Source organism: Pseudomonas sp. SDO5215_S409 (assembly GCF_054071325.1).
On the sequence record NZ_JBSVWN010000039.1, the window covers coordinates 1 to 21125 of the forward strand.

Consider the following 21125-nt stretch of genomic DNA (forward strand, 5'->3'; position numbering starts at 1 on the left):
ATGTCCTTATACAGCCGAATCGAAGCCTCAAGCCTATCATTTTTCGCATTGCACATACCCTCGACGAACAGCAGGTCATTACCGCCAGGTTAGATCGCATCAACCTATGGCCAGGCGCTACAGCTCAATGCGCTCCACCTTACCCACCAGCAACACATAAGACAGCGCGCCGATCAGCGCGAGCACGGCGATGTAGGTGATGGCCGGTGCAAACGAATCGCCACTGGCCAGAAAGCCGATGACGAGGGGCGTGGTGATCGCCGATAAATTGCCGATGAAATTGAACACCCCGCCGGTCAGCCCCAACAGCCGGGCGGGCGCCAGGGTGGACACCAGGGACCAGGTGATCGACGCCAGCCCGTTGCCAAAAAACGCCAGCGCCATAAACGCGATCACCAGCGGGGTGGACTCGACGAAGTTGGCGCCGATGATCGCCGTGGAAATCAACAACCCGCCAATGATCGGCAATTTGCGCGCAAACCCCACCGACGCACCCCGGCGAATCAGCCAGTCGGAAAACAGCCCCGAACACAGCACGCCCACAAAGGCGGCGAGAAACGGCAGTGACGCCAGCAGGCCGGATTTGATGAAGTCCATGCCGCGATAATTCACCAGGTAGGTGGGAAACCACGTCAAGAAAAACCACAGCGTGGAGTTCAGGCAAAACTGGCCCAGGTAGATGCCCCAGAGTTTGCGCCTGCTCAGCACCACCCCCAGGTCCACCCAACTGAACGGCGCCTTGCGCGTGGCGGTCTGGGCTTGCAAGTCCACCAGCCCGCCACCTGTGCGGATCAGCTCGATTTCGGCGGCGTTGACGCCCTTGAAGTCACGCGGCTCGCGGTACACGGCGTACCAGATGATCGCCCACACGATGCCCACCACACCGGTGCTGACAAACACCATGTGCCAGCCGTACTGGTGCTGCAACCAGGCCAGCGCCGGGGTCAGGAAGGCCAGCCCGACGAATTGCCCGGAGGTGTAAAAACCAATGGCGGTGGCCCGCTCGCGCTCGGGAAACCAGCTTGTGACCACCCGGCTGTTGATCGGGTACGCCGGGGCTTCCAGCGCGCCCACGGCCATGCGCAGCACGAACAGCGCGATAAAGCTGGCAGCAAAGCCGAGCATCACGGTGGCGATGGACCACAACAACAGCGCAGCCGCGTAAAGGATGCGCGGCGGGACGCGGTCCACCAGCCAGCCACCGGGGATTTGCATGGCCGCGTAGGTCCAGCCGAACGCCGAGAAAACCAGCCCGACGTGCACCGGGTCGATGCCCAGTTCACGGGTGAGCGCGGGGGCGGCGATGGAGAGGTTGCTGCGGTCCAGGTAGTTGATCACCACGGTGATGAACAGCAGCACCATGATGAAATAACGCTTTCTGCTGGGCGTGACGAAAGATGCCTGCCCGGTGACGGATTCAGGGTGCATGGCGGTTGCCTCTTCTTATGCTTATGAAGGGCCGGAGGCGGCCCATGCAGGCGCAGGAGCGCCTGCACCTACATGGCGTGCGTGCCGTCAGGCAGGGCGGGGCTTACCACTCGGCAAAGCTGCCGTCGGCATGGCGCCAGACCGGGTTGCGCCAGCGATGGCCGATGGCGGCGCGTTCGGTCACGTATGCTTCGTTGATCTCGATGCCCAGCCCCGGCCCGTTGGGGATCTTCACAAAGCCCTGGTCATAGTCGAACACGCCCGGGTCGCGCACGTAGTCGAGCAGGTCGTTGCTCTCGTTGTAGTGAATGCCCAGGCTCTGCTCCTGGATAAACGCGTTGTAGCAAACCGCGTCCAGTTGCAAACACGCCGCCAGGGCAATCGGGCCGAGCGGGCAGTGCAGGGCCAGAGCCACGTCGTAGGCTTCGGCCATGTTGGCGATCTTGCGGGTTTCGGTGATGCCGCCCGCGTGGGAGGCGTCGGGCTGAATGATGTCCACGTACCCTTCGCTGAGCACGCGCTTGAAATCCCAGCGCGAGAACAGGCGTTCGCCCAGGGCGATCGGGGTGCTGGTCAGCGGCGCGAGTTCCTTGAGCGCTTCGTAGTTTTCACTCAACACCGGCTCTTCGATAAACATCAGTTTGTAGGGGTCGAGTTCTTTCATCAGCACCTTGGCCATGGGCTTGTGCACCCGGCCATGAAAGTCCACGCCAATGCCCACGTGGGGGCCGACCGCATCACGCACGGCGGCGACGTTGGCCAGGGCCAGGTCGACTTTTTCAAAGCTGTCGAGAAATTGCAGCTCTTCGGTGCCGTTCATTTTGACCGCCGTGAACCCCCGGGCCACTGCGTCTTTGGCGGCGCGGGCGGTGTCGGCCGGGCGGTCGCCGCCGATCCAGGAGTACACGCGGATCTTGTCGCGCACCTGGCCGCCGAGCAGATCGCTCACCGACACCCCCAACGCCTTGCCCTTGATGTCCCACAGGGCCTGGTCGATACCAGCCAGCGCGCTCATGTGAATCGCGCCGCCGCGGTAGAAACCGCCACGGTACAGCACGGTCCAGATGTCTTCGATGTTGCGCGGGTCTTTGCCGATCAGGTAGTCGGACAATTCCTCGACCGCCGCCGCCACGGTGTGGGCGCGGCCCTCGACCACAGGCTCTCCCCAGCCGGTCACGCCCTGGTCGGTTTCGACTTTGAGAAAGCACCAGCGGGGCGGGACGATGAAGGTGGTCAGTCGGGTGATTTTCATCTTCTTGTCTCTCTTATAGATGCACGCTTTTAGAGGTCAGGCCAACGCGTTCCACGCCGCCACATAATCCTTCGCACGGCTTGCCACCTGCTCGGCGCTCATGCCCGGCGTGAACAATCCAGAGCCCAGGCCAAAACCTTTGGCCCCGGCACTGGCGAACACCTGCATGTTGTCCGGCGTGATGCCGCCCACCGGCAGCAACAACGTGCCTGCCGGCAAGACCGCCAGCCAGGCCTTGATCACCGCCGGGCCCATCTGCTCGGCCGGAAACAACTTGAGCACATCGGCGCCCTCGGCCAACGCGGCAAACGCTTCGGTGGGCGTGGCCACGCCCGGCGACAGGTACAGGCCGGCCGCTTTAGCTGCGCGCAGCACCGCAGGGTCGCTGTGGGGCATGACGATCACCTGGCCGCCCGCCGCTTTCACCTGCTCGACCTGCTCGGGCGCAAGGACCGTGCCCGCGCCGATCAGGCAATCGGCGGGCAGGCTGTCGCGCAGCAGGCGGATGCTGGTGTAGGGGTCTGGCGAATTGAGCGGCACTTCGATCACACGAAACCCCGCCTGGTACAGCACCTGGCCGATGGCCTGTGCCTCGCTGGGGCGCAGGCCCCGCAGGATCGCGATCAGACCGTTGTGTTTCAACGCATGCTTGAGCATTTCAGGCCTCCAATCAGGTGTAGACGAGCCCGGCCGCGACGGCCAGTTGCCAAAGGCCCCGTTCGGTGGCCTCGCGGGCTTGGGTCACGTGGGCAAAGCCGCACAGCGCCAGCGCACGCTGGTAGCGGGCGCACAACGCGGCGTTGCCCACCAGCACGATGTCGCGGTCGCGGTTTGCCGGCAGGCCGGCCAGTTCATGGCCGATCAGCAGCCCGGACAAATAATCGGCCTGCGCCTCGGGCGCCAGCTCGCCGGTCAGGCCCAGGGTGCGGGCGCTGAACAGGGTCGAGAGCACCCCGCGCAGGCCATCCTCCGACTGCGCCACCTGCACGCCGCGATCAAACGCAGCTTCATTAAAGACGTCGCTGGGGCGCTGGGTGCGGCCCAGCAGGCTGTGCTGGCTGAGCACGGCGAACAGCTCGCCGGTCATAAAGGTGTCGAAATGGGTGATGCAGCCTTCCACCACCTCGACCCATTTGGAATGGCTGCCGGGCAGCCCGATCAGCCGCTCGCCGCCGGGGGGCAGGTCGTGCAGCACGCCGAGCACCTGGGTTTCTTCGCCGCGCATGACGTTGGGCAAGCCGACGTGTTCGATCACCCCCGGCACAATGTGCACCAGTGTCCCGCGCACACTGCTGACGGAGTGCAGGGCCTGGCCCAGGCTGGCCACATCGGCCGGGGTATAGCGGTAACTCGCCTCGCTCCAGCCCTGGGCGCTGCCGACCATGCCGCACGCGATCACCGGCAAGTGCGGTTGCGCGTCGAGCCAGTCGCCACAGGCCGTGTCAAAGGCCAGCTCGAAACCATTGGCACAGGGTATGCCCGCGATTTCCCGGGGCTGCGTAGGCAAATGCATGATCCCCGACGCCAGGCTGCGGCGTTCGAGCACCACGCCGCCTGGGCCGAGTTTATAAGCCCGCAGGGAACTGGTTCCCCAATCGAGCGCGATCAATTGCGCCTGCATCGCTTCACCTGAAGTGTTTAGAGCGGATGGGGCGAATATAAACCCAAGGCGGGCGAAGTCTCAATATATAAATACAAGTCCCATATATAGGGATTTAAAAGATCGAAAGATTGAGTTCCCGCATCGCCCCCATCCAGATCGCGTAGTCGGTGTGGTCTTTCAAGTCATCCCCGGTATTGGGGTGCAGGAACACCACCAGGCCGTTGCGATGGAGCGCCAGCCACGGCAGGACCACGCCGATGTATTCGGGCTCGAAGGCCAGTTGGCAGCTCCAGTCCGGGTGCGGGCCCACCGGGCGTTCGTGCAGGCGGCCCATGCGCAGGGGGAAGAGTCTGGCCGCGTCTTCACAGAGTTCGCGGGCCTGGTCGAGGGTGTGTGCGTCGAAGTAGATGTGGGCGTGATAGCCCTTGATACGTTGCATGACAGACTCCGGATCCAATATCCGGCAGATCCTAGACCGCTATGGACGGCAGGGCCAGACCGGTGAGCGATTGCGCGCTGCTGGCCTGTTCCGCCACCAGCCAGGCGACGAAACGTTCGATCAACTGGCCCCGGCGTTTGCGCTGGGGCAGCACCACGTAATAACCAAAGCGGGAGATGACCGTGTCGCCAATCGGGCGGCACAGCCACCGCTGCTCCAGCAGGTGATCCACCAGGTGCCGCCAGCCAATGGCCACGCCCTGGCCTGCGATAGCGGCCTGGATCAGCAGGGTGTAGTTGTCAAAACGCAAGGGGCCGGGGGCGGGCGTGGTGGTGATGCCCAGCTCGCGAAATACGCCGCTCCAGTCGAACCACTGGCGGGTGGTTTCCTGGCGCAAGTGCAACAGCGGCAACGCCAGCAGGCTTTGGGCAGACAGGGGCGAGGGCAGGCCTTCGAGCAATTGGGGGCTGCACACCGGGAAGGCTTCTTCGCTGAACAGCCACTGGCTGTCGCCCTGCTTGAAGCGACCGTCGCCAAACAGCACCGCCACATCGATGTCACTGCGCAATGTGGCGTGGTCGCGCTCGCTGGTCACCAGGCTCACGTCCACCTGCGGGTTGGCGGCATGAAAGCGGTGCAGGCGCGGCATCAGCCAATAGGCGGCAAAGGCGAAGTCGGTGGCCACTTGCAACACTTCGTGGGGGTCGCGCTGGGTAATGGCGCCCAGGCCTTCGTTGATGCTGTGCAGGCCGGCCTGCACGTGTTCAAACAATTGGGCGCCCGCGTCGGTCAACTCGATGCCCCGGTAGATGCGGTCGAACAGCCGGACCTTGAGCTGTTCCTCCAAGCGCTTGATCTGCTGGCTGATGGCCGGTTGCGTGGTGCCCATCTCCACTGCGGCGGCGGTAAAGCTGCGATGGCGCGCCGCCGACTCAAACGCACGCAACGGGTCGAGGGACAAGCCACCCAGGGATTCATACATAAGCAGCGCTTATCCTAGACATTGCATTTCATGGGCTTTACCGCTGTTTTAGCGGGCTGCATGCTCATTGGCATAAACATCGCCTATGGAGCGCCAGGTCCACATGAAGCGCAAGCACATTCTGTTCATCATGGCCGATCAAATGGCCGCGCCGCTGCTGCCGTTCTACGGCGCCTCACCCATCAAACTGCCGAACCTGAGCCGCCTCGCCGCCCAAGGCGTGGTGTTCGACGCCGCCTACTGCAACAGCCCGCTGTGTGCGCCCTCGCGCTTTACCCTGGTGAGTGGGCAACTGCCGAGCAAGATCGGCGCCTACGACAACGCGGCGGATTTTCCTGCGGACGTCCCCACCTATGCCCACTACCTGCGCCGCCTGGGCTATCGCACGGCGCTGTCGGGCAAGATGCATTTTTGCGGGCCCGACCAACTGCACGGCTATGAAGAACGCCTGACCAGCGACATCTACCCCGCCGACTACGGCTGGGCGGTGAACTGGGACGCGCCGGATGTACGGCCCTCCTGGTATCACAACATGTCGTCGGTGCTGCAAGCCGGGCCGTGCGTGCGCACCAACCAGCTGGATTTCGATGAAGAGGTGGTGTTCAAGGCCCAGCAATACTTGTTTGACCACATCCGCGAAGCCGGCGACCAGCCGTTCTGCCTGACCGTGTCGATGACCCACCCGCATGACCCGTACACCATTCCCAAGCCGTTCTGGGACCTGTACGACGACAGTGAGATCCCGCTGCCTACAACACCGCCACAACATTCCCTCGACCCGCACTCGCAACGCCTGCTCAAGGTGTATGACCTGTGGGACAAGCCGCTGCCGGTGGACAAAATCCGCGACGCGCGCCGCGCGTATTTCGGCGCATGCAGTTACATCGACAGCAACGTCGGCAAACTCCTGCAAACCCTGGAAGACACGGGGCTGGCCGACGACACCCTGGTCATTTTCTCGGGCGACCACGGCGACATGCTCGGCGAGCGTGGCCTCTGGTACAAAATGCACTGGTTCGAGATGGCCGCCCGGGTGCCGCTGCTGATCAGCGCGCCGGGGCAGTTCAAGGCGGGCCGGGTGGCGGCGTGCGTCTCCACCGCCGACCTGTTGCCCACGCTGGTGGAACTGGCCGGTGGCACGCTTGAGGCCGACCTGCCGCTGGACGGTCGCTCGCTGGTCCCGCACCTGCAAGGGCAGGGCGGCCACGACGAAGTGTTCGGCGAGTACATGGCCGAAGGCACCGTGGGCCCGCTGATGATGATTCGTCGGGGCGCGTTCAAGTTCATCTACAGCGAAGACGATCCGTGTCTATTGTTCGACGTGAGCCGCGACCCCCACGAACAGGAAGACCTCAGCCAGTCACCGTCACACCGCGAGCTGTTCGACGAGTTTTTGGCGCAAGCCCGCCGCAAATGGAACATCCCGGCGATCCACCAACAGGTGCTCGCCAGCCAACGTCGCCGGCGCCTCGTCCATGAGGCGCTGACCCACGGCAAGCTGAAGAGCTGGGACCACCAGCCGCTGGTGGACGCCAGTCAGCAATACATGCGCAACCACATCGACCTCGACGATCTGGAGCGCAAGGCACGTTATCCACAACCCTGCCAACACGAATAAAACTGAGGGGAAGGCCATGCAAAAGTTATCCACGGGACTGGGCATTGCGCTGCTGTCGATCGGCGCCAGCGCGATGGCGGCGCAAAGCTGCGACACGGTGAAAATGGCCGATCCGGGCTGGAGCGACATTGCCGCCACCAATGCCATCACCGGTTTTTTGCTGACGGGCATGGGCTACACGCCCAAGGTCGACACACTGGCCGTGCCGATCACGTTTGGCGGGCTCAAGGACGGCCAGGTGGACGTGTTCCTGGGCAACTGGATGCCCGCGCAGCAGGGCTTTTATGACAAGTTCGTGGCCAACGGCGATGTCGTGCAACTGGCAAAAAACCTGGAGGGCACCGAGTTCACCCTGGCCGTGCCCGACTACGTATGGGACGCGGGTGTACATAACTTTGCCGACCTCCACACATTGGCCGACAAGTTCGACAAAAAGCTCTACGGCATCGGCTCCGGCGCACCGGCCAACCTGTCGTTGCAGGAGATCATCAAGAAAAACGACTTTAACCTGGGCCAGTGGAAGCTGATCGAGTCCAGCGAACAGGCGATGCTCGCCGAAGTGTCGCGGGCCGTGAAAAAGCAGCGCTTCGTGGTCTTCCTGGGCTGGACGCCGCACCCGATGAACGTGCAATTGAAGATGCATTACCTCAAGGGCGGGGAACAGTACTTCGGCGACACCGGCAGCGTGTACACCCTGACCCGCAAGGGGTACGCGCAGGCCTGCCCGAATGTGGCAAAACTGCTGACCAATCTGAGTTTTACCCAGGACATGGAGAACAGCATCATGGCCGAGGTGCTCAACAAAAAAGTCAGCAATGCCGAGGCCGTCAAAGCCTGGATCCAGGCCAACCCGGCCGTACTGGAGAAGTGGCTGGACGGCGTGAAAACCCGCGACGGCCAGGATGCATTGCCCGCGGTAAAAGCCACGCTCTGATGCTGTGGAAAGCGGCGTGCCTGCGTTAGCATCGCGGGCACGCCCGCGCCGCCGCATGCGGTTGGCGTATACCCCGAGACACACCTTCGACCGAGTCTGTCATGCGCAGGTCTAACCGACTTTTCCCGTTTCTCAGTTGGCTCACCCACCAGACCCGCGCCAGCGTGGGGCGGGACGCCGTTGTAGGCTTGAGCGGCGCCGTGCTCGCCTTGCCGCAGTCGATTGCCTACGCGCTGATCGCCGGACTGCCGCCGGAATACGGCCTGTACGCTGCGATCATTCCGGTGCTGGTCGCCTGCCTGTGGGGCTCGTCGTGGCACCTGATCTGCGGGCCCACGGCGGCGATTTCCATCGTGTTGTACGCCAGCGTCAGCCCGCTGGCCGTGCCGGGCTCGAAGGACTACATCACCCTGATCCTGTTGCTCACCTGCCTGGCGGGTGTTTTCCAATGGCTGCTGGGGATGTTGCGCTTCGGCGCCCTGGTGAATTTCGTCTCCCATTCGGTGGTGCTCGGCTTCACCCTTGGCGCAGCGGTGGTGATTGCGCTGGGCCAGCTCCCCAACCTGCTGGGGCTGGACCTGCCCAGCGAAGCCACGGCCCTCAATGGCGTGCTGGCGCTGGTCCACCATGCCGGGGCGTGGGACCACCCTTCGTTGCTGCTGGGGCTGGGCACCTTGCTGGTGGGCATCGTGCTCAAGGCGCTGGTGCCACGCTGGCCCACCTTGCTGATTGCCCTGGCGCTGGGCAGCCTGGCAGCGTGGGTGTGGCCAGCGATGTTCGGGCATGTGGCGCGAGTCAGCGCGTTTGTCGGCACGTTGCCGCCGTTCAGCCCGCTGCCGATGAACCTGGACCTGTTGCTGCGCCTGCTGCCCAGCGCCGTGGCGGTGGGCATGCTGGGGCTGGTGACGAGCCTGTCCATCGCCCGCTCGTTGTCGGCGCGCTCTCAACAATTGCTCGACGCCAACCAGGAAGTGCGCGCGCAGGGTTTATCCAACATCGTCGGCGGATTTTTCTCCGGCTACCTGTCAGCCGGTTCCTTCACCCGCTCCGGGTTGAGCGTTGAGGCGGGCGCCTGCTCACCGTTGGCGGGGGTATTTTCCGCACTGTGGGTGGCGTTGTTCGCACTGTTTGGCGCGGCGTTGATCGCCCACATCCCCCTGCCGAGCATGGCCGCCAGCATCCTGTTGATCTGCTGGGGGTTGGTGGACCACCGCGGCATTCGCGCGCTGTTCCGGGTGAGCCGTGCGGAGTTTGCAGTGATGGGCCTGACGTGCGTCGCCACGTTGCTGCTGGAGTTGCAGACCGCCATTTACGCGGGGGTGCTGGCGTCGCTGTTTCTCTACCTCAAGCGCACCTCCCAACCCCGGGTGCAGCAATGGCGCGAAGGTGAAGACGATGTGTTGCGGGTGTGGGGGTCGATCTTTTTTGGCGCCAGCCACTTCCTGCAAGTGCAGCTGCAACGCCTGCAGGGTGCGCGGGTGGTGATTGACGCGCAGCAGATCAACTTTATCGATTACTCGGGGGTGGAAATGCTGCACCAGGAAGCGCGTCGGCTACAGGGTGCCGGGCGCAGCCTGACGTTGCGCAAGGCCAGGCCGCAGGTCATCGAAGAACTCAGAAAACTGGAAGGGGCCGACCGCTGCCCCCTCCACTTCGAGGACTAGGCCTGGGCCAACTGGCGACGCAGTTCGGCCAGCACGGGGGCCGAATCCGGGCGCACACCGCGCCACAGGTAAAAGGCTTCCGCCGCCTGCTCCACCAACATGCCCAGGCCATCCATCGCCACGGCCGCGCCTTGCTTGGTGGCCCAGCGGCAAAACGCCGTGGGCTCTTTGCCGTACATCATGTCGTAGCAAAAGGTCTTGCCCGGCTCGATCAGGCTTCCCGCAATCGGCGGTACATCGCCTGACAGGCTCGCCGAAGTCGCGTTGATGATCAGGTCGACCGGCTCACGCAACCAGTCGAAACCACTGGCCGACACCGGGCCCAAATCGTCAAACAGCTCGGCGAGCAATTCGGCTTTTTCCACGGTGCGGTTGGCGATGATCAGCGACGCCGGTTTTTGCCCCAGCAACGGCTCCAGCGCGCCACGTACTGCGCCACCTGCGCCCAGCAGCAGGATGCGCTTGCCTTGCAGGCTGAAACCGGCATTCACCGTCAGGTCGCGTACCAGGCCCGCGCCGTCGGTGTTGTCGCCGAGCAGGCTGCCGTCGGCGCGCTTGCTCAGGGTGTTCACCGCACCGGCGCGCTGGGCCCGCTCGGTCAACGTTGTGGCCAGGCGAAAGGCTTCTTCCTTGAAGGGCACGGTCACGTTGGCGCCACGGCCCTGCTGAAAAAACTCACGGGCACAGCCGGTGAAATCCTCCAGCGGCGCGAGCAAGGTGCTGTAGTCCAGTTGCTCGCCGGTCTGCTGCGCGAACAGGCCGTGGATCAGCGGCGACTTGCTGTGGCCGATGGGGTTGCCGAATACCACATAACGGTCCATCAGACGGCCGCCTGGGGCGCGGCGATGCCCAGCCAGTCACGGTCTTGCAGGAAGTAGTCGGTGAGGCGCGCTTCGTCGCTGCCCGGCGTGGCTTTGAAGTCGTAGCTCCAGCGCACCTGGGGCGGCAGCGACATCAGGATGGACTCGGTGCGGCCGCCCGATTGCAGGCCGAACAGGGTGCCGCGGTCGTACACCAGGTTGAACTCCACGTAGCGGCCCCGGCGAAATTCCTGGAATTGGCGCTGCTGCTCGGTGTAGGCGGCGTCTTTGCGGCGCAGCACGATGGGCAGGTAGGCGTCGATGTAGGCATCGCCGATGGCGCGCATGAAGGCAAAGCAGGTGTCGAAGTCCCACTCGTTCAGGTCGTCGAAAAACAACCCGCCCACGCCCCGGGGTTCGTTGCGGTGCTTGATGTGGAAGTAGCGGTCGCACCAGGCCTTGTAGCGCGGGTACACGTCCGGGCCAAACGGCGCACAGGCCTGCTCGGCCACGCGGTGCCAGTGGATGCAGTCTTCTTCATGGCCGTAATACGGGGTCAGGTCGAACCCGCCGCCGAACCACCACACCGCCTCTTCGCCGTCTTTTTCGGCGATGAAAAAGCGCACGTTGGCGTGGGAAGTCGGCACATGCGGGTTGTGCGGGTGGATCACCAGCGACACGCCAAGGGCTTCAAAGCCCCGGCCAGCCAGTTCCGGGCGGTGGGCGCTGGCGGACGGTGGGAGGCCGCTGCCAAATACGTGGGAAAAGTTAACGCCGCCCTTTTCGATGATCGAGCCGTTCTCGATCACCCGGGTGCGACCGCCGCCGCCCGCCGGGCGGGTCCAGGCGTCTTCGATAAAGCGAGTGTCCGTCTCGACAGTTTCCAGGGCGCTGCAGATGCGGTCTTGCAGGTCGAGCAAATAGGCTTTTACAGCCTCGGTGCGGGTAGTCATGACATCACCTTGAATCGGACAACTGCGCGTCGCCACACGGCGCCGCCGGCAAATGGGCGCACAGGATACCACTGCACCGGGCGCCACCGCTGTTGACGAAGATCAAGCGAAGGAGTCCGATAGAGGGCTTCGCGACATTGACCCAAGGAGAGTGCAGATGGCCAAACGTATCCAGTTCGGCGCCCACGGCGGCCCCGAGGTACTTGAATATGTGGACTACACCCCGGCGCAACCGGGACCGCAACAGGTTCGCGTGCGCAACGAGGCCATCGGCCTGAACTTCATCGACACCTACTTTCGCAGCGGCCTGTACGCGCCACCCGCCCTGCCCTCGGGCCTGGGTGCAGAAGGGGCGGGCGTGGTCGACGCGGTGGGCAGCGACGTCACCCAGTTCAAGGTCGGCGACCGCGTAGCCTATGGCAGCGGGCCATTGGGCGCCTACAGCGAACTGCATGTGCTGCCCGCCGCCAACCTGGTGCACCTGCCCGACAGCATCAGCTTCGAGCAGGCCGCCGGGGCGATGCTCAAGGGCCTGACCGTGCAGTACCTGCTGCGCCAGACCTATGAATTGAAAGGCGGTGAAACCATCCTGTTTCATGCCGCAGCCGGTGGCGTGGGCTCGCTGGCGTGCCAATGGGCCAAGGCCCTGGGCGTCAAGCTGATCGGCACCGTGAGCTCGGCGCAAAAAGCCGAGCTGGCCAAATCCCTCGGCGCCTGGGAAACCATCGACTACAGCCGGGAAAATGTCGCACAGCGTGTGCTGGAACTGACTGACGGCAAGAAGTGCCCTGTGGTGTACGACGGCGTCGGCAAAGACACCTGGCTGACCTCCCTGGACAGCGTCGCGCCCCGCGGGCTGGTGGTGAGTTTTGGCAATGCGTCAGGCGCAGTGAACGGGGTGAACCTGGGGATTCTGTCGGCGAAAGGTTCGGTGTACGTCACCCGGCCAACACTGGCGTCCTACGCCAACAACCCACAGAACTTGCAGGCCATGGCGGACGATCTGTTTGCAATGATCGAAAGCGGCAAGCTGCGCATTGATATCAACCAGCGGTTTGCCTTGAAAGACGCGGCACACGCGCAAACCGAGCTGGCGGCGCGGCGTACGACCGGGTCGACGATTTTACTGCCCTGAGGGCGGGGGTGCATCGCGGGCAGGCCCGCTCCCACCGGTGCTGGGGAGCGGGGCCCGCCTTCAGGACGGGCGTACGACTTGGCCCGTGGCCAGGTCGCGGATCAGGCTCGGGTTCTTGCGCCCGCCCAGGTTGCCGTTGAGCACCCGGTCGACCTGGCCACGGAAATACTGCTCCACCCGCAGCCGCGTGCGCGCTGCCGGGCGGCCTTGCGGGTTGGCCGAGGTGGAGATCAACGGCCCCACCAACGAACACAAATCGCGTACCAGCGGGTGATCGGTCACGCGCAGGGCGACCGTGTCGTGCACGCCGGTAACCCACTCGGGCAACAGGTTCTGATGGGGCACCAACCAGGTATTGGGCCCGGGCCAGGTACTGGCCATGCGGTCGATCCATTCATCCGGGAAGTCTTCAAACAAAAAGTCGAACTGGCGGATGTTGTCGGCAATCAGGATCAGGCCTTTGCTCACCGAGCGGCCCTTGATGGCCAGCAAGCGGTCCACGGCTTCCTCGTCCCACGGGTCGCAACCCAGGCCCCACACGGCCTCGGTTGGATAGGCGATTACCGCGCCTGCGCGAATATCTCGTGCGGCTTCTTGCACACGCCACCTGTTGGCCATTGCTTACTCTCCGGGTTTAAAGCTCTGCGCAGTTTACCGATCTTCGTTACAAAACCTAGCGGCGCGCAAACCAGCGGCCACTTTCGCAGGCCACCCGACCCGCAAGCTCCAGTTCGGTCAGGCTGGCCAGTACCTCGCCCAGGCGGCGCCCGCTGGCAATCGCCAAGCCTTCACTGGTGTGCGGCGCCGCGTGCAACAGCGCCACCAAGGGGTGGGTGACCGCCACCGGGGCCGGGCGTGACAAGGCCTGCCAACCTCGCAAACCTTCCAGAATGTGCTCGACGGTTTCCACCAGCGTCGCGCCCTCGCGGATCAACTGATGGCACCCCCTGGCGCCCGGGTGATGAATGGAGCCCGGGATGGCATACACCTCCCGGCCTTGCTCGGCGGCAAGCTTGGCGGTGATCAGCGAACCACTGGCCACGCTGGCCTCCACCACCAGCACGCCCAACGACAGGCCACTGATGATGCGGTTGCGGCGCGGAAAATTGCTGGCCTGGGGCGGGGCGTCCAGCGGGAATTCGGAAACCACCGCGCTGCCCTGGTCGATCATGGCCTCGGCCAGGCGTCGGTTGCGTTGTGGATAAAGTTTTTCAAGCCCGGTGCCCAACACACCGATTGTTTGCCCACCGACCTCCAATGCCGCTTGATGAGCCGCCCCGTCGATGCCCAGCGCGAGGCCACTGGTGATGACAAAACCGGCCCCCGCCAGGCTGCGGGAAAACGCCGCGGCGGTGTCCATGCCCGGGCGCGAAGCCCGGCGACTGCCTACCATCGCCAGTTGCGGTTTTTCCAGAACGCCGGGGTCGCCGGCAACAAACAGCAGGGGCGGCGCGTCCGGCAATTGGGCGAGCAGCGCGGGGTAGTCAGGGTGGTCCCACATCAGTAAATGCTGGGCCGGACGGCTCAACCAGGCCAATGCAGCGCTGGCGCCATCACGCACTTGCGGGCTGCGGCGGGCTTCGCTGCTGGCCAGCTTCAACCCCAAGGACCGCCAGGCACTGGCAGGTGCACTGAGGGCTTTGGAGGCGCAACCAAACGCTTGGATCAAGGTGTGAAAACCCTTGGGTCCTATTTCCGGGAGCCTGTGCAAGCGTAGGCGAGCTTCCAGTTCTGAGGGGGAAATTGTGCAACCGTCAGTCGGAGACATTGGATCATCCTTGATCGGGACAAGCTGTGGATAACTCTGTTGGTAACTTGTTTAGGACACTATTTATCGCGAGGGGTCAGGCGTCGTAAAACGGTCCATGACGGCCAGGGAGCGGGAGGCACTGATGACCAGCGCATAGCTGAGCTTTTCATAGGTGCGAAACACCAACAGCGTGCCCGCGTGTTCATCGGGCAGGCTGGCCAAGCTGTCTGCCACGCGGTCTTGCACGGTTTCCCCGGCGCTCATCACGTTCAGCAGATGGCCTTCCAGCAGGCCGTCGCGGCGGCCTTTGTCGAGGGTCACGGCGTCCAGCACACCGATGTGTGTCACACCACGCGGCACATCAATGATGCGTCCGGTGATGATCTGCGCGGGCGGTTCAATGACAAGATTTGCAACATCTGTAGCCGCCGACGCCTTGAGCAGGCGGTCGCCGGGGCGGATTTCCTGGGTGATGCGCGCCGCCTTCAGGGTGGTGAGGTCGCCCGCCGTCACAAAGCGGGCGGTGCCGATGTCGTCGGCGTTGATGCCCAAAAGCTCTTGGGTGTGCGGGTCGGTGTAGACCTTGCCCTGGCGGAAAATCCCGTAGACCGGCTGGGCCGGGTCCAGCACACCGCGTGCGTAAACCGGCTGGCCATCGGTGCCGAGCACGCGCCCTCCCGCAGCGGCGACGATATAAGGCGCGCCATCCAGTTCTTGCGGGGTGTCTAGAATGCGGTTGAGCGACAAGAAGCGGTGAATGGCCTGGCGGGCGGGGCCATCCAGGGTGGGCGGGGCATCGGCGGCGGCAGCCTGGGCCACGCACAGCAAGACGAGTAGCGATTTCCTCATGGGGTGAATCTCCTTTATCATGTGCGTTCGCGTGAAACGCCTGCGCCTTCGCGGCTTGCAGGCCCTTCACACCGGTTGTACGGGTTCCGTCCCGACACCGATTGGTCTTTACCTCACATGTGCAGCAATGACGCTTATGGCTATTTTGAACATCCTCGAATTCCCGGACTCGCGCCTGCGCACTATCGCCAAGCCGGTGGCCGTAGTGGACGACAAGGTTCGTCAGTTGGTCGATGACATGTTTGAAACAATGTATGAGGCCCCCGGCATCGGCCTCGCGGCCACCCAGGTCAACGTGCACCTGCGCGTGGTGGTCATGGACCTGTCCGAAGACCGCACCGAGCCGCTGGTGTTTATCAACCCCGAGTTCGAGTCCCTGACCCAGGAAATGGGCCAATACCAGGAAGGCTGCCTGTCGGTGCCGGACTTCTACGAGAACGTAGACCGTCCGCAGCACGTGAAAATCAAGGCCCTGGACCGCGACGGCAAGCCGTTTGAACTGATCGCCGAAGGCCTGTTGGCGGTGTGCATCCAGCACGAATGCGACCACCTCAACGGCAAGCTGTTCATTGATTACCTGTCCTCGCTTAAACGCGACCGCATCAAGAAGAAGCTGGAAAAGAAGCATCGCCAGCAAGCTTGATTCCCTTCTTTCAAAGGCTTGCTCCGGCAAGCCTTTTTCTTTTGTGAGATGTTTCCCATGACCGAGCCCCTGCGCATCGTTTTTGCCGGTACACCCGAATTCGCCGCCGAACACCTCAAGGCGCTGCTGGCCAGCCCGTACGAGCTGGTTGCGGTCTACACCCAGCCGGATCGCCCGGCCGGGCGCGGGCAAAAACTGATGCCAAGCCCGGTCAAGCAACTGGCCCTGGCGCACCACATTCCCGTGTTGCAGCCGCCGACCCTGCGCAACGCCGACGCCCAAGCTGAACTGGCCGCGTTGAAACCCGACTTGCTGGTGGTGGTGGCCTACGGCCTGATCCTGCCCCAGGCGGTGCTGGACATTCCGCGCCTGGGCTGCATCAACAGCCATGCCTCGTTGCTGCCGCGCTGGCGGGGCGCGGCGCCGATCCAGCGCGCTGTCGAAGCGGGCGACGCGACCAGTGGCGTGACCGTAATGCGCATGGAAGCGGGCCTGGACACCGGCCCGATGCTGCTCAAAGTCACCACCCCCATTACCGGCGAAGACACCGGCGGCAGCCTGCACGACCGCCTGGCCGAACTGGGCCCGCCCGCCGTCGTGCAGGCCATCGCTGGCCTGGCCGCTGGCACGCTGGACGGCGAAGTCCAGGACGACCGCCTGGCCACCTACGCCCACAAGTTGAACAAGGACGAAGCGCGCCTGGACTGGACCCTCCCGGCCGCCGAACTGGAGCGCCGGGTGCGCGCCTTCAACCCGTGGCCGATCTGCCACAGCACCCTTGAGGGTGAAGCAGTCAAAGTCCTGGCCGCCACCTTGGCCGACGGTACAGGCGCCCCCGGTGAAATCATCGGCGCCAGCAAAGACGGCCTGCTGGTGGCGTGCGGTGAACAGGCACTGCGTCTGACCCGTCTGCAATTGCCCGGCGGCAAGGCGCTGAACTTCAGCGATGTGTTCAACAGCCGCCGTGAGAAATTTGCCGAAGGCCTGGTGCTCGGCCAAGCGGTGGACGCGCAATGAACCCGCGTCTGGCCGCCGCCAAGGCCCTGGCCGCCGTGCTCAACGGCAAGGCTTCGCTGAACAGTTCGTTGCCGACCCAGTTGGACAAGGTAGAAGACCGCGACCGTGGCTTCACCCAGGACCTGGCCTTTGGCACCGCCCGCTGGCAGCCGCGTTTGTCGGCGCTGGCCGAGCAACTGCTGCAAAAGCCGTTCAAGGCAGCGGATGCGGATGTGGAGGCGCTGCTGCTCGTGGGCCTTTATCAACTGCTTTACACCCGCGTACCGGCCCACGCAGCCATCGGCGAAACCGTGGGATGCGCCGACAAACTGAAAAAACCCTGGGCCAAAGCCTTGCTCAACGCCGTGCTGCGCCGCGCCCAGCGCGAAAGCGAAGCCCTGTTGGCCGGGCTGGAGCGCGACCCGGTGGTGCGCACCGCGCACCCGCGCTGGCTGCAAAAGTCCCTCAAGGCGTTCTGGCCTGAGCAGTGGGAAGCCATCACCGCCGCCAACAATGCGCACCCGCCGATGATTTTGCGGGTCAACCGCCGCCATCACCACCGCGACGCTTACCTCGCGCTGCTGACGCAGGCAGGCATTGGCGCCGCCGCGTGCACCTATAGCCGCGACGGCATCGTGCTGGACGCCGCCACCGACGTGCGCAGCCTGCCGGGCTTTGCGCTGGGCTGGATCAGCGTGCAGGACGAAGCCGCACAACTGGCCGCCGACCTGCTGGACCTGGCCCCCGGCCAGCGGGTGCTGGACGCCTGCTGCGCGCCCGGCGGCAAGACCTGTCACATCCTTGAGGCCGAGCCCGGCCTTGCCGGGGTGGTGGCCGTGGACCTTGAAGCCAAGCGCCTGGTGCGTGTGCGGGAAAACCTTGCGCGCCTGGGCCTGGACGCTGAACTGATCGCCGCCGACGGCCGCGACACAGGCGCCTGGTGGGACGGCAAGCCGTTCCAGCGCATCCTGCTGGACGCGCCGTGCTCGGCCACTGGCGTTATACGCCGCCACCCAGACATCAAGCTCACCCGCCAACCCGACGACATCGCCGCGCTCGCGACGCTGCAAGGCGAGCTGCTGGACGCGATGTGGCCAACCCTGGCCGTCGGCGGCATCTTGCTCTACGCCACCTGCTCGACCTTGCCGACGGAAAACACTGAAGTGATCGCCGCCTTCCTGGCCCGCACCAGCGGTGCACGGGAGTTGGACCTGGACACCCAGGCGGGCCTCAAGCAACCGCATGGCCGCCAGTTGCTGGCACAGGAAGGCGGCCACGATGGCTTTTACTACGCCAAACTGATCAAGATCGCCGCCGCACGCGGCTGAACGGTTTTAAGGGAGTGACCGGATGAAAATCATCATCCTCGGCGCAGGGCAGGTCGGTGGCACGCTGGCCGAACATTTGGCCAGCGAAGCCAACGACATCACCGTGGTCGACACCGACAGCGAGCGCCTGCGTAACTTGGGCGACCGCCTGGACATCCGCACCGTACAAGGTCATGCCTCGTTTCCTACCGTGCTGCGCCAGGCCGGTGCCGACGATGCCGACATGCTGGTGGCCGTGACCAACAGCGACGAAACCAACATGGTCGCCTGCCAGGTCGCCCACACCCTGTTCCACACCCCGACCAAAATCGCTCGCGTGCGCGAGGCCGCCTACCTGACCCGCGCGGGCCTGTTCGACAACGACGCGATTCCGGTCGATGTGCTGATCAGCCCCGAGCAGGTGGTGACGCACTACATCAAGCGCCTGATCGAAATCCCCGGCGCCTTGCAGGTGATCGACTTTGCCGACAGCAAGGCGCAACTGGTGGCCGTGAAGGCCTACTACGGCGGGCCGCTGGTGGGCCAGCAACTGCGCCAGCTGCGCGAGCACATCCCCAATGTGGAAATGCGCGTGGCCGCGATTTTCCGCCGCGACCGGCCGATATTGCCCCAGGGCGACACGGTGATCGAAGCGGACGACGAGGTGTTTTTCATCGCCGCCAAAGCCAATATTCGGGCGGTGATGAGCGAAATGCGTCGGCTGGACGAGAACTACAAACGCATCGTGATCGCCGGGGGCGGGCAGATCGGCGAACGGCTGGCCGAGGCGATTGAAAGCCGCTACCAGGTGAAGATCATCGAGATGAATCCGGCGCGCTGCCGGTATCTGTCCGACAACCTCGACAGCACTGTCGTACTGCAAGGCAGCGCCTCGGACCGTGACCTATTGCTGGAAGAAAACATCGCCGACGCGGATATCTTCCTGGCGCTGACCAACGATGACGAGGCCAACATCATGTCCTCGCTGCTGGCCAAGCGGCTGGGGGCAAAAAAAGTGATGACCATCATCAACAACCCGGCGTACGTGGACCTGATCCAGGGCGGCGACATCGACATCGCCATCAGCCCGCAATTGGCGACCATCGGCACGCTGCTGGCCCACGTGCGGCGCGGCGACATCGTCAGCGTGCACTCCTTGCGCCGGGGTGCGGCAGAGGCCATCGAGGCGATTGCCCACGGCGACGCGAAGTCGAGCAAGGTGATCGGCAAGGCCATTCGGGACATCGGCCTGCCGCCGGGCACGACCATTGGTGCGATCATCCGCGATGAAGAAGTGATCATTGCGCGTGACGACACGGTGATTGCCGTCGGGGACCATGTGATTTTGTTTCTTGTGGATAAAAAGCACATCCGTGATGTGGAGAAGTTGTTCCACGTGGGGTTGAGCTTTTTCTGATCCGCGATCGTGTGTCAGAGGGAGGGCGGAAGATGTTGGAATCGCTGGAAAAGATGCTCGCCAAGGGTGTGGATAATGCGCTGCTGCGCTTTGGCTTGGGCAAGGGTTACCTGGACCTGAAGGACAACGCCCGGGCGGCGGAACATCTGCGCCAGTGCGTGGTGTTCGACCCTAAGTATTCGGCGGCGTGGAAGCTGCTCGGCAAGGCGCTGTTGGGCCTGGACGATCGTGAGGCGGCGCGCCTGGCGTGGGAGCAGGGCCTGGAAGCGGCCCAGGCCCACGGCGACAAACAAGCCGAAAAAGAAATGACCGTGTTTTTGAAAAAACTCGACCGCCAGCCCTGAGGCAATCCCCGTGGGGGCTGGCGTGGCGGCGATGCACACACCGCGGTGTTTCAGCCCGCCGCCACAGGCCTGGGGTCAGCGCGCAATCAGTACCAGCGCGCCTCGCCCGGCGGGCGCTTTTTGAAGCGTTTCATGCTCCACATGTACTGGCTCGGGTAGGCGGCCACGTAGCGTTCCACCACTTGGCTCATGGCCGCACAGGACGTTTGGGTGTCGGTGCTGTACATGCCCTCGGGCGCGGCTTCCAGGATCACTTTGTAACCCGAACCGTCCGGCAAGCGCAGGGCATGCAGGAACACGCCGACCGCCTTGCCGCCCGCCAGCATGTTGGGCACGAACTTGCTGGTGAGCGCCTGGGTGGCAAAGAACGGCACGAAAATCCCGGCCGATTCAGCGGGCTCCGGGTCTGCCGGAATGCCCACCTGGCCGCCTTTGCGCACTTCCTTGATCACGCTCAGGATGCCTTCTTTGGTCGACGCCGCCACGCGGTTGCCCAACTGCACGCGTTGTTTGCGCAGCAGTTCGTCCACCGCCTTGAGCTTGGGCGGGCGGTAGAAAATGATCGGTTTGCACTGGCTGCAATAGAAGTGGTTGAGCACTTCCCAGTTGCCCAGGTGGCTGGTGATGCCGACCACACCTTTACCCGAGGCCAGGGCCTGGTGCAGCACCTCCAGGCCTTCGACTTCGCGCACCAGGTCGATGGAACGCTGGGCCGGCCAGATCCACGCACAGGCGCTTTCGGTGAGGGACTTGCCGATGTCCATCAGGCTCTGGCCCACCAGGCGCTCGCGGGCGGCCGGGTCCATGTCGGGAAAGCACTTGAACAGGTTGATCCGCACCGTGTCGCGCGAGCGGTTGGGGGTTTTCCACATGATCCAGCCGATGGCCGTGCCCACGGCCTGTACGGCGCGCCAGGGCAGCAGGGCAAACAACCGGAGAGCGCCTACCAGCAAGGCGCCTTTAAACTTTTCCACAGGTCACTCCTGATCGTGTGTGGTGCGCAAAGCGGGC

At 64.0% G+C, this 21125-nt stretch carries 21 protein-coding genes; 9 read left to right on the plus strand and 12 right to left on the minus strand.

Annotated elements, in window-relative coordinates; translation table 11 throughout:
• Window positions 1–117: 117 nt before the first annotated feature.
• From ACW9H9_RS19205 to ACW9H9_RS19230, 6 genes are all read right to left on the minus strand, one after another.
• The gene (locus ACW9H9_RS19205; RefSeq protein ID WP_457344764.1) at window positions 118–1428 is read right to left on the minus strand and encodes an MFS transporter; all 1311 of its coding nucleotides are present in this window, start codon (window positions 1426–1428) and stop codon (window positions 118–120) included.
• 103 nt (window positions 1429–1531) lie between these two features.
• Window positions 1532–2680: a galactonate dehydratase gene (gene dgoD, locus ACW9H9_RS19210; protein WP_457344765.1), complete on the minus strand. Its 1149-nt coding sequence runs from the start codon at window positions 2678–2680 to the stop codon at window positions 1532–1534.
• Between the two features lie 36 nt (window positions 2681–2716).
• Window positions 2717–3337 (minus strand): 2-dehydro-3-deoxy-6-phosphogalactonate aldolase, encoded by a 621-nt coding sequence (locus ACW9H9_RS19215; RefSeq protein WP_457344766.1) that lies wholly within the window; start codon window positions 3335–3337, stop codon window positions 2717–2719.
• 13 nt (window positions 3338–3350) lie between these two features.
• On the minus strand, window positions 3351–4301 hold the full coding sequence (locus ACW9H9_RS19220; protein ID WP_457344767.1) for a 2-dehydro-3-deoxygalactonokinase: 951 nt from the start codon (window positions 4299–4301) through the stop codon (window positions 3351–3353).
• 94 nt (window positions 4302–4395) lie between these two features.
• On the minus strand, window positions 4396–4722 hold the full coding sequence (locus ACW9H9_RS19225; protein ID WP_457344768.1) for a DOPA 4,5-dioxygenase family protein: 327 nt from the start codon (window positions 4720–4722) through the stop codon (window positions 4396–4398).
• Window positions 4723–4753: 31 nt separating this feature from the next.
• A complete protein-coding gene (locus tag ACW9H9_RS19230) occupies window positions 4754–5704 on the minus strand; it encodes a choline sulfate utilization transcriptional regulator (RefSeq protein ID WP_457344769.1) in 951 nt (316 codons plus the stop codon).
• A 103-nt stretch (window positions 5705–5807) separates the two neighbouring features.
• On the opposite strand from ACW9H9_RS19230, the gene betC reads away from it, so the two are divergent.
• The 3 genes from betC (at window position 5808) to ACW9H9_RS19245 (ending at window position 9920) form a co-directional block, all read left to right on the plus strand.
• The gene (betC, locus tag ACW9H9_RS19235) at window positions 5808–7322 is read left to right on the plus strand and encodes a choline-sulfatase (protein WP_457344770.1); all 1515 of its coding nucleotides are present in this window, start codon (window positions 5808–5810) and stop codon (window positions 7320–7322) included.
• A 16-nt stretch (window positions 7323–7338) separates the two neighbouring features.
• The gene (gene choX / locus ACW9H9_RS19240; protein WP_457344771.1) at window positions 7339–8256 is read left to right on the plus strand and encodes a choline ABC transporter substrate-binding protein; all 918 of its coding nucleotides are present in this window, start codon (window positions 7339–7341) and stop codon (window positions 8254–8256) included.
• A 101-nt stretch (window positions 8257–8357) separates the two neighbouring features.
• Window positions 8358–9920 (plus strand): SulP family inorganic anion transporter, encoded by a 1563-nt coding sequence (locus ACW9H9_RS19245; protein WP_457344772.1) that lies wholly within the window; start codon window positions 8358–8360, stop codon window positions 9918–9920.
• Here ACW9H9_RS19245 and aroE read toward each other — a convergent pair.
• Together aroE and hemF are read right to left on the minus strand one after the other, a co-directional pair.
• Complete coding sequence (aroE, locus tag ACW9H9_RS19250) at window positions 9917–10741, minus strand: shikimate dehydrogenase (protein ID WP_457344773.1); 825 nt, start codon at window positions 10739–10741, stop codon at window positions 9917–9919. The two genes, ACW9H9_RS19245 and aroE, sit on opposite strands and share 4 nt — an antisense overlap.
• Window positions 10741–11673, minus strand: a complete 933-nt coding sequence (gene hemF, locus ACW9H9_RS19255) for an oxygen-dependent coproporphyrinogen oxidase (RefSeq protein ID WP_457344774.1) — start codon at window positions 11671–11673, stop codon at window positions 10741–10743. Before hemF ends, aroE begins: the two co-directional genes overlap by 1 nt.
• Before the next feature lie 157 nt (window positions 11674–11830).
• Between hemF and ACW9H9_RS19260 the strand changes: the two genes are divergently transcribed.
• Window positions 11831–12808 carry an NADPH:quinone reductase gene (locus ACW9H9_RS19260; RefSeq protein WP_457344775.1) on the plus strand — a complete coding sequence of 326 codons (978 nt, stop codon included), beginning with the start codon at window positions 11831–11833 and terminating at the stop codon, window positions 12806–12808.
• 60 nt (window positions 12809–12868) lie between these two features.
• Here the strand turns inward: ACW9H9_RS19260 and ACW9H9_RS19265 are convergent, their stop codons facing one another.
• The 3 genes from ACW9H9_RS19265 to ACW9H9_RS19275 form a co-directional block, all read right to left on the minus strand.
• Window positions 12869–13426 carry an L-threonylcarbamoyladenylate synthase gene (locus tag ACW9H9_RS19265; protein ID WP_457344776.1) on the minus strand — a complete coding sequence of 186 codons (558 nt, stop codon included), beginning with the start codon at window positions 13424–13426 and terminating at the stop codon, window positions 12869–12871.
• Window positions 13427–13481: 55 nt separating this feature from the next.
• Window positions 13482–14576 carry a DNA-processing protein DprA gene (dprA, locus tag ACW9H9_RS19270; RefSeq protein ID WP_457344777.1) on the minus strand — a complete coding sequence of 365 codons (1095 nt, stop codon included), beginning with the start codon at window positions 14574–14576 and terminating at the stop codon, window positions 13482–13484.
• A 63-nt stretch (window positions 14577–14639) separates the two neighbouring features.
• Window positions 14640–15407 (minus strand): peptidoglycan-binding protein, encoded by a 768-nt coding sequence (locus tag ACW9H9_RS19275; RefSeq protein ID WP_457344778.1) that lies wholly within the window; start codon window positions 15405–15407, stop codon window positions 14640–14642.
• A 136-nt stretch (window positions 15408–15543) separates the two neighbouring features.
• On the opposite strand from ACW9H9_RS19275, the gene def reads away from it, so the two are divergent.
• Genes def through ACW9H9_RS19300 form a run of 5 tightly spaced genes read left to right on the plus strand, consistent with a single transcriptional unit; the run spans window position 15544 to window position 20114 of the window.
• Window positions 15544–16050 (plus strand): peptide deformylase, encoded by a 507-nt coding sequence (gene def / locus ACW9H9_RS19280; protein ID WP_457344779.1) that lies wholly within the window; start codon window positions 15544–15546, stop codon window positions 16048–16050.
• A 57-nt stretch (window positions 16051–16107) separates the two neighbouring features.
• Window positions 16108–17067, plus strand: a complete 960-nt coding sequence (gene fmt, locus ACW9H9_RS19285) for a methionyl-tRNA formyltransferase (protein ID WP_457344780.1) — start codon at window positions 16108–16110, stop codon at window positions 17065–17067.
• A complete protein-coding gene (gene rsmB, locus ACW9H9_RS19290) occupies window positions 17064–18374 on the plus strand; it encodes a 16S rRNA (cytosine(967)-C(5))-methyltransferase RsmB (protein ID WP_457344781.1) in 1311 nt (436 codons plus the stop codon). The genes fmt and rsmB overlap by 4 nt, the downstream gene beginning before the upstream one ends.
• Window positions 18375–18396: 22 nt before the next feature.
• On the plus strand, window positions 18397–19770 hold the full coding sequence (gene trkA / locus ACW9H9_RS19295; protein ID WP_457344782.1) for a Trk system potassium transporter TrkA: 1374 nt from the start codon (window positions 18397–18399) through the stop codon (window positions 19768–19770).
• A gap of 32 nt (window positions 19771–19802) precedes the next feature.
• The gene (locus tag ACW9H9_RS19300; protein ID WP_457344783.1) at window positions 19803–20114 is read left to right on the plus strand and encodes a hypothetical protein; all 312 of its coding nucleotides are present in this window, start codon (window positions 19803–19805) and stop codon (window positions 20112–20114) included.
• A gap of 86 nt (window positions 20115–20200) precedes the next feature.
• On the opposite strand, the gene ACW9H9_RS19305 is transcribed toward ACW9H9_RS19300, so the two are convergent.
• Entirely contained in the window at window positions 20201–21088 is an 888-nt protein-coding gene (locus tag ACW9H9_RS19305) for a lysophospholipid acyltransferase (RefSeq protein WP_457344784.1), read from the minus strand.
• Window positions 21089–21125 lie beyond the last annotated feature (37 nt).